The organism is Actinokineospora diospyrosa, from assembly GCF_024171925.1.
GTDB classification, from domain to species: Bacteria; Actinomycetota; Actinomycetes; order Mycobacteriales; family Pseudonocardiaceae; genus Actinokineospora; species Actinokineospora diospyrosa.
Map to the genome: position 1 here is coordinate 131,845 of NZ_JAMTCO010000013.1, position 13,378 is coordinate 145,222.

Genomic DNA, 13,378 nt, shown 5'->3' on the forward strand with positions numbered 1-13,378 from the left:
GCCGAGGGCAAGCGGAAAGCAAACCTTCCAGCGATTTGCCTTCCGCTTGCCTTGCGCTCGCCGCGGCCGCACCCGGTGCTGCTTAACGTCGGTGGCACATACCGGCCTGCCGTGAAGGATCCCCATGTCCGTGCTCGATCCACAGTCGTTGCTGAGCGGTTTCGGCGCGCTCGGCGTGTTCCTGGTGATGTTCGCCGAAACCGGCTTGCTCATCGGGTTCTTCCTGCCCGGGGACTCACTGCTGTTCACCGCCGGGGTACTGGCGGCGACCCCCGCGGGCGCGTCGCTGCACCTGCCGTTGCCGCTGACGATCGCGGCCGCGGCGGCTGGTGCCCTGCTCGGTGCCCAGACCGGTTACCTCATCGGCCGCCGGGGCGGGACCGTCCTGCTGGGACGCTCGCGCAACCGGCACCTGCACAACGGCCTCGCGCAGAGCAAGCGGTTCCTGGAGGCGTACGGGCACCGGAAGGCGATCGTGCTGGCGCGGTTCATCCCGGTGGTGCGGACGGTGCTGAACCCGCTCGCCGGGCTGACCGGGGTACCGGCCGGGGTGTTCGCGCTCTGGCAGGTCCTGGGCGGGGTGCTGTGGACGGTCGGCGTCACGCTGGCGGGGTTCCTGCTCGGCAGCGCGATCCCGAACGTCGATGCTTACCTGCTGCCGATCATCGCGGCCATCGTCGTGGTGTCGTTGCTCCCGGTCGTCACCCGCTTGGTCCGGTCGAGGAGCCGCGCATGACCACCAGCGTGCTGGGGTTCGCCGAACGCACCCCGTGGCTGCACACGATCGCGTCGGTCTACACGGACGGGGCACTGGTGCTGCTGGCCCTGCTGATGGTGACGGCGTGGCGGCGGGCCCGGCACCGGTCCCCGGCGGCGGCTGCCACGGCTGTGTGGGCTCCGGTGGCGGTCCTGCTGGCTTACGCGGTGAGCAACGTGGTGAAGGTGCTGGTACGCGAACCCCGACCGTGTCAGGTCCTGCACCTGCCCACCGTCTCGCCGTGCGACTACGCCACGGACTTCTCCCTGCCCAGCAACCACGCCACCGTCGCCGCGGCGGCCGCGGTCGCCATCCTGCTCACCCACCGCGCGCTGGGGCTGACTGCCGTCGCCGTCACCCTGCTGGTCGGCGTTTCCCGCGTCTACCTGGGCGCGCACTACCCGCACGACGTCCTCGTCGGATTTCTCATCGGGGCCGCGATCGGCACGACGGGCCTGTGGGCCTGCCGCCTCCTCATCGGCAGAGTCCCCTCCGTGCTCATCGCCGCTCGGGACTGACGCGCCCACCACCGGTCACCGAAGGAACACCGGTTGCCACAAACGGACCAGGGTCCGCGGCGACGACCGCGCCGCGGACCCTGCACACCGGGCTCGCCCGAACGGCCCCGGTGCTCCGGTCACGGGGTGAAGACGACCTCGGGGAACCGCGGTGACGGGCCGTCCAGCAGGTGACCGGAGCGGCGCAGGTGCTGGTCGAAGAACGCCGCCGGGTAGGCCCGCTGCACCGCCACCGACCGGGCCGGGGCCACCGTGCCGATCTCCGCCTCGACCTGGGCTTGGTCCAAGCCGAGCAGCGGCGCCGCCTGGGGGAGCAGCACCGCGAGGTCGCCGTAGCTGCCGTGCGCGGCGCCGGTGAGGGTGATGTCGCGCTTCCAGCCCCGCAGGTTGGACCAGAACGTCGCCAGGTCCGGCAGGGTCTGCCGGGACGCGCGGGCGTTCATCAGCAGGTAGGGGCGGTCCAGGCCCGCGGTGACGACCGGACCGGTGACCGCGCCGTCGACGCCGATCCCCGCCCGCACGCGCGGATCGGCGAACAGCGTGGCCGCGGTCGTCGTCGCCCCGGCCGAGTAGCCGAACATGCCGACCCGGGCCAGGTCGATCCCGCCGCGCAGACCGCGGGGCAGCGGGTGCCCGTCGACGTCCGGGTTGCCGCCCGCGTCGAGCGCCGTGAGCTGGTCGAGCACGAACCGGACGTCGGCGACCCTGGCCTCGGCCATCGCCGCACCGGTGTCCGGGCCGTCGGGCACCGGCAGGCTCACCCGCCCGCCGGGGAACTCGACGAGGGCGTCGTGGGTGTGGTCGATGGTGACGACCAAGTAACCCCGACTCGCCAACTCCTCCACCACCACGGTGTTGGCCGACCGGAATGAGTCGTTGCCGGGGGAGTAGAGCACCACCGGCAGCCTGCCGCACCGCTCGACCGGGGCGCCGTCGTGGCCGTGGGTGTCCGGGACGCGCAGGTCCCCCGGCGCGACACCGTTGTCGACCGCGTACCGGGCCGCGGCGGCGGGCGGGAGCCAGGGGACGACCGGGTGGCGGTTGGCGTCGCGGGCGGGGTACCAGAGGCTGATCATCAGCTCCCTGGGCGATTCCGGTGCGCCCCACGGGTCGTGGCGGGCGTGGTCGACCAGGTGCAGTGCCGTGGTGCCGACCGGGTGGGGACCGGTTGGCGGGGGCAGGGTGAGGACGAGCGGGCTGGCGGTGGCGGTCGCGCCGGTGCCCAGCACCAGGCTCACGGCGAGCGGGACCACCGCTGCCAGGCGGCTGAATCGCATGGGACCTCCTTGTGGACTCGGCTGTCGCCGGTAACGATTTCCCTTCGCGGCAAGGGATTCATCAGCCCGTGAGCCGGTTTCGCGACCGCGCACCTATGCCCTGGGGCATACGCCTGTGGGCTGATGTCCGCGCGACGGATGTGCTCTAGCGTCGTGGCATGCGCGACGGTTCGCGGTTCGGTCGATGGGTCGACATCGTTGTCGTGGTGGTTCACGGCGTTGTGCTCGGGGCTGTCCTGTTCGCCCAGAACAGTCCTCTTGGGACGTTCCGGCTCAGTCCGGCCGGGATCGCCGCGGTGCCGGGGCAGATCGGGTTGCTCGGTGTGCTCTGCCTGCTGTTGTCGTGCGCGGCGGTGCTCACGCGCAGGAGGTGGCCCTCGACGGCCGCGGTCCTGCTCCTGGCGGCCGCTTTGCCGCTGTCGTCCCCGTGGCTGGTCCTGTTGCCGTGGATATCGCTGCTCTACTCGGTGGCGGTCACCTCGGACCGGCGGCCTGGCGTCGTGACGCTCCTGGCGGCGCTGGCGACAACGCTCGTGCACCACAACGGCGTCTTGGTGCACGCGGTGGTTCCGGGGATGGTGATGGTGATCGCGTGGTTGGTCGGGGTGGCGGTGGGTGGGCACCGCGCCCGTGTCGCCGAGCGGATCCACCGCGCCGAGGCGGAGGCCGCGCGAGCCAAGCAGCGCGTCGTGGACGAGCGGTTGCGCATCGCCCGCGACCTGCACGACGTGATCGCCCACGGCATGAGCGTCATCACGGTGCAAGCGGGATACGCGCACCTGGTGCTCGATGACCGGCCGGGCCAGGCGCGTACCGCGCTCGGCGCCATCGAGACCACGGGCCGCGAGACCCTGGTGGAGATGCGCCGCCTGCTCGGTGTGCTGCGCGCGGAACCCGACGACGAGACCGGACCGCCGGGCCTGGCCAACCTGGGTGAACTCGTCGTCCGAACACGGAGCGCGGGCGTCGCGGTCGAGGTCGTGGTGCGCGGTGAGACCCGCGACCTTCCGGCAGGCGTCGACGTGTCCGCGTACCGGATAGCGCAGGAGGCGTTGACCAACGTGGTGAAGCACGCGAACACCGACTCCTGCGTGCTCACCGTCGAGATCACCGGCGACGCGCTGTGCGTGGAGGTGGTCGACCGCGGCCGCGGTGGCCAGGCCAATGCCGGGCACGGCCTCGCCGGGATGCGGGAGCGGGCGGCCGCGCACGGTGGGACGGTCGAGGCGGAACCGGTGCCCGGTGGCGGGTTCGCGGTACGGGCCCGGCTCCCGCTCGCCGGGGTGCCCGCGTGAGCACGCGCGTGCTGATCGCCGACGACCAGGACCTGATGCGGGCGGGGTTGTGCGGGATCGTCGACTCGGCCGAGGACCTCGAGGTCGTCGGCGCCGCCGAGAACGGCCTGCGCGCCGTCGAACTGGCTCGCGACCTGCGTCCCGACGTGGTGCTGATGGACATCCGCATGCCCGGGTTGGACGGGGTGGCCGCCACCGCCCGGGTCACCGCCTCGACCGCGGCCCGGGTCCTGGTGCTGACCACCTTCGACCTCGACGAACACGTCCACGCCGCGCTGCGCGCCGGGGCCAGCGGGTTCCTGCTCAAGGACACACCACCGCGCGATCTCCTCGCCGCGCTGCGCGTCATCGCCGGGGGCGAAGCCCTCCTGGCCCCCACCACCACCCGACGGCTCATCGCCGAGTTCACCAAGCTCCCCGCACCGGTCCGCGGCCCCGCCCGGTTGCCGATCACCGACCGGGAACGGGAGGTGCTCACCCTCGTCGCCCGCGGCCGGACCAACGTGGAGATCGCCGAACACCTCCACATCAGCCCCGGCACGGCCAAATCACATGTCCGCAGCCTGCTGATGAAACTCGGGGCTCGCGACCGCGTGCACCTGGTCCTCCTCGCTCTCGGAGCGGGATTGGGGTGAGAATGGCCGGACGACCTTTATGCGCCTCGTTTCGCACGCCCAGTCAGGTGATGTGATCAGGAGGTGAGCGCCGACTAGTCACCTCCGGGAGCGGTCCCTGTGTCTGGGATACTCGAGTGGTGCGCATCCGACGGTTCAGTGATCCGGAAATGTTGTTGGCTGAACTGGTTGGGCGCCGGATCAACTACGCCGTGGCCGAGGTGGGTCCTGGCTGGTACCGCGACGATCATCGGCGGATCTTGGGGTACGAGGAAGTGGGCCCGCCGATCCCCGGCGGGTTGTTTACTCGGGCGGTCGAGTTGGTGCGGGGATATGAGTTCGCGCCTCCTGAGTTGATTCGGGGGTACTTTCGGCAGGGGTCGTTGTTGCTGGGGCGGGACATGGTGCTGGAGGGCTGCTTTTGCGGCGTTCGGTTCTTGATGGGGGTGCGGGTCACGGCGGTTCTGGATTCGGTGGATGCCCAGGTCAGTCGGTGGGGGTGGGCGTATGAGACCCTCGACGGGCACCTGGAACGGGGGAGGGTGGATTACGAGGTCGGCAAGGACCACGTGACGGGTGCGGTGGAGTTCCGGGCACACTCGTATTCTCGGCCTTCGCACGAGGCACACCCGATCCTCCGCTTCGGTTGGGCCATCTTCGGACGTCGTGTCCAGTTGCGTTTCTACCGGCGGGTCGGCGAGCAGATGGCCGCCCTCACCGCGGACCGGCCCATCACTGTCGCACCGACGGTCCAAGCCCGGCTGTCACGCCCAGGCCTCACGATCATCGACGGCGGTAGGCGCACACCGCCGATGACGTCGTCTTCAGGTGCGTGACTGCGGGCGTCCTGGAACAGTGTCCAGTTCGCCCCGTATTGCTTTCTTTTTCGGTCGATGAGCGGGTTCCGCTGTCCCGCACCACCACCCTCGCCTTGTTGGACACCTATGCCTTCTCCGACAACGGGTTCACCGACGTCACCGGCTTCGCCGTCGTGACCTCCTGCTGACTGTGCCGCCCGGGTGACGCTCCGTCGTGGACGGTCGTGTTGGGTGTGGCGAACCTCCGACGAACAGGGGATGAAAGCGGGTTCGCGTTCGTGTCGCCGGAGTGCCTCGCGCTCTAGCGTCCGGGACATGATCGGTGTGCGTCGGATCGCGCTGGCCAGTGCGATGTGTGTGGTGTCCCTGCTCGTGGCGGTCGGACCGGCCGGGGCGGTGGGCAACGGGGTGGATCCGGGGACGACGGTGATCCGCGAGCCGGTGAGCGGCCGGGCGGTCGACGACTGGAAGCTCGCCGGGCGCGCGAGCGCCTCCGGCGTGCAGGTCGCGCCGCAATGGGTGCTCACGACCAGGCACGCGCCGGGATCGGTCGGCGGGTCGTTCACCAACGCCTACGGGACCGCGAAGATCGACTCGGTGACCTCGTGCCCGGGGTCCAACTGCGACCTCAGCCTGTCCCACCTCGCCGTGGCGCTGCCCGCGCCCGCGTTCGTCGACCTGGTGGACAACGGGATCCCGCGCGCGGACAACACCCTCGCGGGCTCGGCGCTCGCGGTCGGCCTGGGCGGCGGAAAGCTCACGGCGGGGTGGACGTCACCGACCGGCGGGCTGATGCTGTCCACTTTGGTCAACCCGCCGACGGCGATCCCCGGCGACAGCGGCGGTCCCGTGTTCTACCACCGGCCCGGCGACACCAGCGGCCACCTGTTCGGCCTGATGACCTACGCCTCGACCGGCGTGATCAGCGGGGTGCCGCAGTTCACCGCCGAGGCCAAGACCTTCATCAGCGGTGTCGTGGGGACCGCGGTGCGGTGGACGACCTTCGACCAGCTCGGCCCGCGACCGCAGCTGCCCGCCGCGATCACCGACTTCACCGCGTCCGCGACGCAGAACTCGATCCGGATGGACTGGAAGCCGGTGCCCGCGGTCACGGCGTACACCGCGGTGCTGATCAACCCGGACAACCCGGCCGACCGCAAACTGGTGCGTACCAACGCCACCACGGCCACCTTCGCCGTGGCAGCGGGCGTGCGGTGGGGCGCGTTCGTGCTCCCGGAGACCGCGAACGGACAGGCACTGGTGCCCGCCGGGATGGACACCATGGGGTCGACGATCACCTACCGCTACTTCCGCTACGTCGCCGCGGGCCCGCCGCCCACTCCGGTCCGCAACGTCACCGCCGAGTCGACCTCGACCGGGTTCACGGTCCTCTGGGAGCGCGGTCCCGAGGCTCTCCCGGAGGTGAACAACACCGAGGTCCGCGTGTGCGTGCCCAGTGACATCCTCTGTGGGCGCCCCATTCTCCGGGTGACCTCCGAGCAGCCCGGGGTGGACATCACCATTCCCGGTGTGGCCTACGGCGACCGGTTCATCCTAGCGTTGACCGACCGCAACCCGTCCGGGACGGCGGCGCAGGCCGTGGTGCCGGTCACCCACCTGCCGCTGCTGCCGCCGACCGCGGCCCGCTCGCTGTCCGCCCACGTGACCGACACGAAGATCACCTTCAGCTACGACGCCCGCGGCGACGACCCGGTCACCATGGTCCCGCTCGGCCGCTACCGCCAGCACGCCCCGGCCGACATCTACCTGGTGTCGTTCGTCGACCTGCAGGGCCGCAAACGCACCCTCCCCGCGGTCAACCCCGCGACCCAGCCCACCTTCGACGTGAACCCCGCCACCTCCCGGCTCACCCCCGGCCGCTACGACTTCACCCTGACCCCGCACAGCTGGAACTGGGGCGACGGCAAGTCGATCACCCTGTCGGTCCAGATCGGCACCCCCGGCGACTACTCCGTCGCGGCCAAGGTCCCCCCGGCGCCCGTGCTCACCGGCGCCAACCCGATCACCTGGACCCAACCGCCCCCCACCGCGAACCAGTCCGGTGTGGACTCCTACCTCCTCGTCGAACTGATCAGCGGCCAGGTCTACGAACTCGGCCCCGACGTCCGCGACTTCGACCCGTACTCGGCGCACCTGCAACGAGACCAGCACTGGCAGATCATCGCCGCGAACTACGAGTACGGCCAATCCCTCCCCACAACCGCCGCCCCCATCGAGGTCCCCGGCGACTAACCACCCCCTCCCGGCCGGTCGACCGACGACCGGCCGGGAACGGGCATGCCGTTCCAGCCCTCAGCCGTCGAGGCTCGTGAATCCTGTCTGATGGTGGGCGCCTGCAGAGCTCGCGCACCGGATCAGCCCGCAGGGTGGCGCCGATTCGGACCGCGAGCAACGCGTTCCCACCCAGCTCCAAGAAGTCGTCGTCGAGGTCGACCACCGCCTCGAGCACCTCGAGATCGTTCTCGGGTACGGCCAAGGTGCTGAGCAGTCCACCGCCCCTCGCCGCCCATCCTTGTCAGTGACGTGGCGACGGCATCCCGGACGTGGCTCAACCCGTCGAGGTTGTCGCCGTACCCCTGACCACGACACCTCGTCCGGAAGCCCCGGGCCGAGATCGGCGGGCGGACAGTACCCAGTACGCTGGCTGGGCCGTCGGGGTGGCGGGGCAAGGGGAGCGGACGAGTGGTCGGTCGGTGGTTCCAGGAGAGCCCGTCCGAGTACGCGTGGGAACGTGAAGGGCTGGACCACTTACGGCGGCTCTTACCCGATGCGGGCCCCTACGCCGCCTGGGCCACCTTCAGCTTCACCGCCGTGTCGGGCCGGATCAACGAGTGCGACCTGTTCGTCGCGGCCCCGGGCGGGCTGTACCTGGTCGAGCTCAAAGCGCACCTCGGTCACGTCACCAACAGGGGCGCCACCTGGGTGTTCCGCAAAGACGGCGGCGGGAAGCGGGCGCTGCGCAACCCCCTGCACCAAGTCGACCGCAAGGCCAAAGAACTCAAGATCCTCCTCGACCGCGCGGCCAGGGACCTGCGCGTGACCACGCCGGTCCCGCGCATCGAGCCCGCTGTCTTCCTCTCCGCCGCCGGGCTGCGTTCCGAGCTGGACGAGGTCCAGCGCACCAACGTGTACGGGCGCGACGACGATTCCACTGGTCTGCCGTGGATCTGGCGGGACCTGCTGTCGCTGCCCGGCTCCCTGTCCGAGGAGTTCGCCGCGCGCACGCTCCCGCGGTTGATGCGGCAGATCGGCGTCGAGGCGTCCACCGCGCACCTGCGGTTCGGTGACGACTGGGTGCTCGACCCCCGGCCGTTGGACACCGGTCCCGGGTGGGAGGACCGGCTCGCGCGGCGCGGCACACCGGTGCGGGAGGTGGGCAGGCTCCGGGTGTACTTCGCGGCGGCCCACGCGGGCGCGCAGGCCCGGCAGGACGTCGAGCGCGCGGCGCGGCGCGAGTACCAGGTGCTGCGGGGGGTCGTGCACCGGGGGATCGCGCAGGCCGCGCAGTTCGGGGAGCACCGGGGCGGGCACGCGATCCTGTTCCGCCACCACGAGGCGGACCTGCGGTTGGACACGTGGCTCGACCTGCACCCGGCCGCCGGGCAGGCGCGGCGGCTCGACCTGGTTCGCCAACTGGCCGAGGCGCTGAGGTACGCGCACAGCCACTCGCTGCACCACCGGGCGCTGGCCGCCCGGTCGGTGCACGTGTCCGACGAGGCGGTGCCGGTCCTGCGGGTGATCGATTGGCAGACCGCGGCGCGCTCGGCCGAGGTGAGCGGGTTGACCTCGTTGACCCCGACGGTGCTCGACGGCAAGCCGTGGGCGGACGGGGTGCGGCCCTACCTGGCGCCGGAATTCGACCTGCCGGACGCCGATCCGGTCGCGCTGGACGTGTTCGGTCTCGGCGCCCTCGCGCACCTGCTGCTCACCGGCGAGCCCCCGGCCCCGGACCGGGACGGCCTGCTGGCCAGGCTGATGGCCGACGGCGGGCTGCGGGTGCCCGGCGCCGTGCCCGCCCTCGAGGACCTGGTCCACCACGCCACCCGGGCCGACGTGGTCGATCGGCTCGACTCCGTCCCGGCGTTCCTGGAGCGGCTCGACGCCGTGACGCGGACCGCCGCCTCCACCATGGCCGCCGACCCGCTCACCGCCGCCCCTGGCCAGGTGGTCGACCGGGACTGGGTCGTCGAGCGGGTTCTGGGCACCGGGTCGACCGCACAGGCGCTGCTGGTCGGCCACGGCACCGACCGGCGGGTGTTCAAGATCGCGCTGGACGAGGAGCGCGCCCAGCGGCTGCGCGCCGAGGCGGCGATCCTGCGCGTGGTCGGCGGCGGCATGGTGGTCCGCCTGCTCGACGGCCCGCGGGTGCTGGGCGGGCGCACCACCCTGGACCTGGAGTTCGCGGGCGAGACCGCGCTCAGCGCGCGGCTGCGCACCGAGGGCAGGCTCGACCGCCGCGAGTTGGAGCGCTACGGCGGTGACGTGCTGCGCGCGCTGGACCAGTTGGCCGCCAAGGGCGTCCGGCACCGGGACGTGAAACCGGACAACTTCGGCATGTTCCGCCGCGCCGACGGCGCCTCCCAGCTCCTGCTGTTCGACTTCTCCCTGGCCGACGCCCCCGACCTGGACACCACCGCGGGCACCCGCCTGTACGCCGACCCGTTCCTCGGTACCGCTGCCCGCCCCCACTACGACGACCACGCCGAGTGGTACGCCGCCGCGGTCACCCTGCACGAGATGGCGTCCGGCGCGCGCCCGGTCTGGGGTGACGGCCTCACCGACCCCCGGATGACCGCGGACCAGGTCCCGACCATCGCCGTGGACCTGTTCGAACCCGCCCTCCGCGACGGCCTCACCGCCTTCTTCGGCCGCGCGCTGCACCGCGAGGCGGCGCACAGGTTCGCCGACCTGCGGGACTTGACCAGGGCGTGGCAGCGGGTGTTCACGGCACCGGAGTCCGCGGAGCCGGTGGTGGTCGCACCACCGGTCGAGGTCACCCCCACCACCGCGCTCGCGGCGTCCGGTCTGTCACCCCGGGCTGTCGTCGTGACCCGCGAACTCGGCCTGGCGACGGCGGCCGACCTGGCCACCGCACCACTGCACGTGCTCACCCGCCGCGCGGCGATCGGCACCCGTGTCCGCCGCGAACTCAAGCACGCTCACCGCGCCTGGGCGGATCCCGAACCACGTCCGGTGATCGTCGCGCCACCGCGGGCGCGGCGGCGGATCCGGATCAGACGGCGTACTGCCCGGGTGGGCGTCACCTCCGTGGTCATGGCGGTGGCGTTGGTCCTCGCGCTGACCGCCGACCAGGGCCAGCACGGCACCGCGGCACCACCGCCGGGTGCTCCGCGGACCACGACGCCCACGGGGACGTCGACGACTTCGCGACCGGCACCAGCGGCACCAGCGGCCCCGGGTGCCATTGATCTGACCACGAGGCTGACGGTGGCCGCGAGCCTGCCCAAGGGATTCCGGTTCGGCTACACCGCGGTCACCGCCACCAACACGACGGCCACCGTCCGGGAGGTGACCCCCTCGGGTACGGACGGCTTCGCTCAAATCGCGGTGTACGCGCCAGGCGTTCTCAACGCGACCCCGTACCTGAGCGGCGAGGCGGTCACGGTGTCGGGCAAGCCCGGGTACTACCTGCTCGACGCGCCGAATGTGGTCCAAGTCGGCGGGATCACGTCCCACCTGCCCGTGGTCGCGGTGCGATACGCGGACAACGCCTGGTTCACCGTCCGGGCCGACACGGATGGTCCCGACGTGAGGGCCAAGCTGACCTCGATCGCCAACGCCGTGCAACCGGGTTCAGCGTCGCCCCAGCGCTTCCCGATCCAGTTCGGTGCCCTGCCCGCCGGGTTGCGCCCGTGCCTGGCGGTGGACGGGCTCGACGATCCCCGGGTGTCCGCCTACCCCTGGGACGCGAGCCTCGGTCTGTGCGATGACCGGCCCGGTCCAGGCACCCAGTGGCCGAACGGCCGGTTCGAGGACCCCGGCGTGGCCATCATGGTGATGATGGGCGAAGACCTCACCTTGTACGGCCCCACCGGCAGTCAGACCACTTCGTTCACCCCGACAGAGGCCCGCGCCAACTACGGCGACTTCGCTGTCCGCTTCGAAGTCGCCGCGAACCACGCCGACCGCTACGGGGAGAAGGAACTGCGCGGCATCGTCCAAGGGATCACCCACCACAGCTTCGCGGCCAAATCCACCTGGTTCTCCGGAATGGACGTCTTCGCGACCCTGTGATCGAGCGGGCACGACGCCACGGCAACTCGACCATGCCCGCACCAGCCACCGACACCCCGTCGGCATCTCTCCTTCACCACCACGTCGGTGCGCAACCGGGAGTGGGGCGGACAGGTGACCGTGGTGAGGTTGCGCGTGCCTTCGTGAGTGAGTCCCCAGTCGCATGAGATGGGCAGGCGGTGCGCGTCGCTACTGCTCGACGGTGTCGGGTTCGCACAACATCGTCACCGCGTTCGACAGGGATCTCGGCTGGTCCCACCCGCCGACCGCGCTCCGCCAGCCGGGTCCCGCGACGATCAGCCGCGTACCCAGGGCGGCGACCGCCGAGGCGGCGACGTGGTGTTCGGGGTCCCGGCGGTGGGACCACAGCACGACGGCTTCGGGTGTGGTCGAGGTGACCGCTCGCACCAGTGCGGGCGTGGGCATGGCCGCTCCCAGGACTTGAGCGGACACGTCGTTCTCCGCCAACGCGGCCGCCAGGGCTTCGACGGGGAGGGCGTGCTGTTCCCCCGGGGCGCAGGCCAGCATGACGGAGGCTGGTCGCAGTGGTCGGTGGACCCGGTGCAGTGCCACCGTCATGGACCAGGACAGGGCGTGTTCGTCGTCCACGCAGTCCGGATCGCTGCGCTGGTCCCGTTCGACCGAGGTCAGTGCGGGCCTGCAGACCCGGTCCCACGTCCGCATGACCCCCCATCGGTGGATCGTCTGGGTCAGCAGGTCCGCGCATGTAGCGGTGTCCAACCGTTTGGCGGCCACGACCACGGCGGTGTGCACATCTCCGAGCGCTACCGCTGCGTGGAGCAGGTTCGCGGCGGCCGAGGGGCGCATGCCTCTGTCGACGAGTTCGCGCATCCGGGTCAGCCGGACCAGGTCCTCGGGGTTGTAGCGTCGTTGCCCACCCTGCCGCGCCGAGTACGGTTCCAGGCCGTAGCGGCGGTGCCAGGAGCGGAGCGTGGACTCGGTGACTCCGAGACGACTGGCGACCTGGCCCGCTGTCCACGTTGGCTGCCGGTCCTTCCCCTGGGCGAAAAGGGAGTCCGGCTCCTCGTGTTCGATGTTCATAGAGGTGGGCGTCCCAGGGTGTGCGGGGTCCCTGGCGCGGAAAAGCTACGGATCATCTCTCCAGCTTCGACTCGACATGTGTGCGGCGGCAACCGACCCCCGAGCGGGATCGGATCGCGGTTGACGCCTGCCCGGTGGGCTTGGACGGCGCGGAGGCTCTGCGACGTTCGGCCACATCGCAGAGCCTCCACCGAGCCCTGGGTTAGGAACCGACAACCGCCCCCAGGACCTGCTGGAGAAGAGTGATCACGATGCCAAGCAGTCCAGCATCCATTGCGCTCCCCGAGCATTCCCGCTGTGAACTCCTGACACGGATTGTTCTAGTCCCCGCCAGCCGGGCCCGCTCGACAATACACACGTTCTGATGACACCCCGGCGTGTATTTTCGTCGAAACCGTTGCATTTCTGTTGCGCAGCGTGGCGGAAGTGGAGTGCCGATAAGAGGTCGCCGGGAGTGTGGATGTCCGGCGGCGGGGACTTCTGCGCGACTTCCGGCTCGGCGCGCCAGACCGGCGTGGTGGCTGCCGCTTCCCCCACTGATGTCCGATTCGGTCAGATAAATTGCGCTGGCGGAGAAGCGAAAGCGATGGCACCCGCAGGCCAACTTCCGTCCTGTTAGGACTCACCAGAGTCGGACTCCACCGCACACCGAACGCTGTGGCCGGTCCCTGGATATCCGCTCACCGCGGCGGGCTCATCGCCCTCGCCCGGGGAAACCGCGCGCCGGTCAATTCCCCGATGTGGTGATGGTGCGGCAACGG

General features: G+C 71.0%; 10 protein-coding genes. 8 read left to right on the plus strand and 2 right to left on the minus strand.

The genetic code is table 11. The features are described from left to right. The first annotated feature begins 124 nt into the window (after positions 1 to 124). Together LV75_RS25535 and LV75_RS25540 are read left to right on the plus strand one after the other, a co-directional pair. Positions 125 to 736 (plus strand): DedA family protein, encoded by a 612-nt coding sequence (locus LV75_RS25535; protein WP_253889552.1) that lies wholly within the window; start codon positions 125 to 127, stop codon positions 734 to 736. After that, the gene (locus LV75_RS25540) at positions 733 to 1,275 is read left to right on the plus strand and encodes a phosphatase PAP2 family protein (protein WP_253889553.1); all 543 of its coding nucleotides are present in this window, start codon (positions 733 to 735) and stop codon (positions 1,273 to 1,275) included. The genes LV75_RS25535 and LV75_RS25540 overlap by 4 nt, the downstream gene beginning before the upstream one ends. A gap of 119 nt (positions 1,276 to 1,394) precedes the next feature. Here LV75_RS25540 and LV75_RS25545 read toward each other — a convergent pair whose 3' ends face one another. Next, the gene (locus LV75_RS25545; RefSeq protein ID WP_253889554.1) at positions 1,395 to 2,552 is read right to left on the minus strand and encodes an alpha/beta hydrolase family protein; all 1,158 of its coding nucleotides are present in this window, start codon (positions 2,550 to 2,552) and stop codon (positions 1,395 to 1,397) included. A 158-nt stretch (positions 2,553 to 2,710) separates the two neighbouring features. On the opposite strand from LV75_RS25545, the gene LV75_RS25550 reads away from it, so the two are divergent. From LV75_RS25550 to LV75_RS25570, 6 genes are all read left to right on the plus strand, one after another. Continuing rightward, positions 2,711 to 3,847: a sensor histidine kinase gene (locus LV75_RS25550; RefSeq protein ID WP_253889555.1), complete on the plus strand. Its 1,137-nt coding sequence runs from the start codon at positions 2,711 to 2,713 to the stop codon at positions 3,845 to 3,847. After that, complete coding sequence (locus LV75_RS25555; RefSeq protein ID WP_253889556.1) at positions 3,844 to 4,482, plus strand: response regulator; 639 nt, start codon at positions 3,844 to 3,846, stop codon at positions 4,480 to 4,482. The genes LV75_RS25550 and LV75_RS25555 overlap by 4 nt, the downstream gene beginning before the upstream one ends. Positions 4,483 to 4,601: 119 nt before the next feature. After that, positions 4,602 to 5,297, plus strand: coding sequence for a DUF1990 family protein (locus tag LV75_RS25560; protein ID WP_253889557.1), 696 nt, complete (start codon positions 4,602 to 4,604; stop codon positions 5,295 to 5,297). Positions 5,298 to 5,335: 38 nt separating this feature from the next. Then, positions 5,336 to 5,467, plus strand: a complete 132-nt coding sequence (locus tag LV75_RS35115) for a hypothetical protein (protein WP_301319784.1) — start codon at positions 5,336 to 5,338, stop codon at positions 5,465 to 5,467. 127 nt (positions 5,468 to 5,594) lie between these two features. Beyond that, positions 5,595 to 7,532 (plus strand): hypothetical protein, encoded by a 1,938-nt coding sequence (locus LV75_RS25565; protein WP_253889558.1) that lies wholly within the window; start codon positions 5,595 to 5,597, stop codon positions 7,530 to 7,532. Positions 7,533 to 7,982: 450 nt separating this feature from the next. Beyond that, positions 7,983 to 11,555, plus strand: coding sequence for a protein kinase domain-containing protein (locus LV75_RS25570; RefSeq protein ID WP_253889559.1), 3,573 nt, complete (start codon positions 7,983 to 7,985; stop codon positions 11,553 to 11,555). 189 nt (positions 11,556 to 11,744) lie between these two features. Here LV75_RS25570 and LV75_RS25575 read toward each other — a convergent pair whose 3' ends face one another. After that, on the minus strand, positions 11,745 to 12,617 hold the full coding sequence (locus LV75_RS25575; protein ID WP_253889560.1) for a MerR family transcriptional regulator: 873 nt from the start codon (positions 12,615 to 12,617) through the stop codon (positions 11,745 to 11,747). Positions 12,618 to 13,378: the final 761 nt, after the last annotated feature.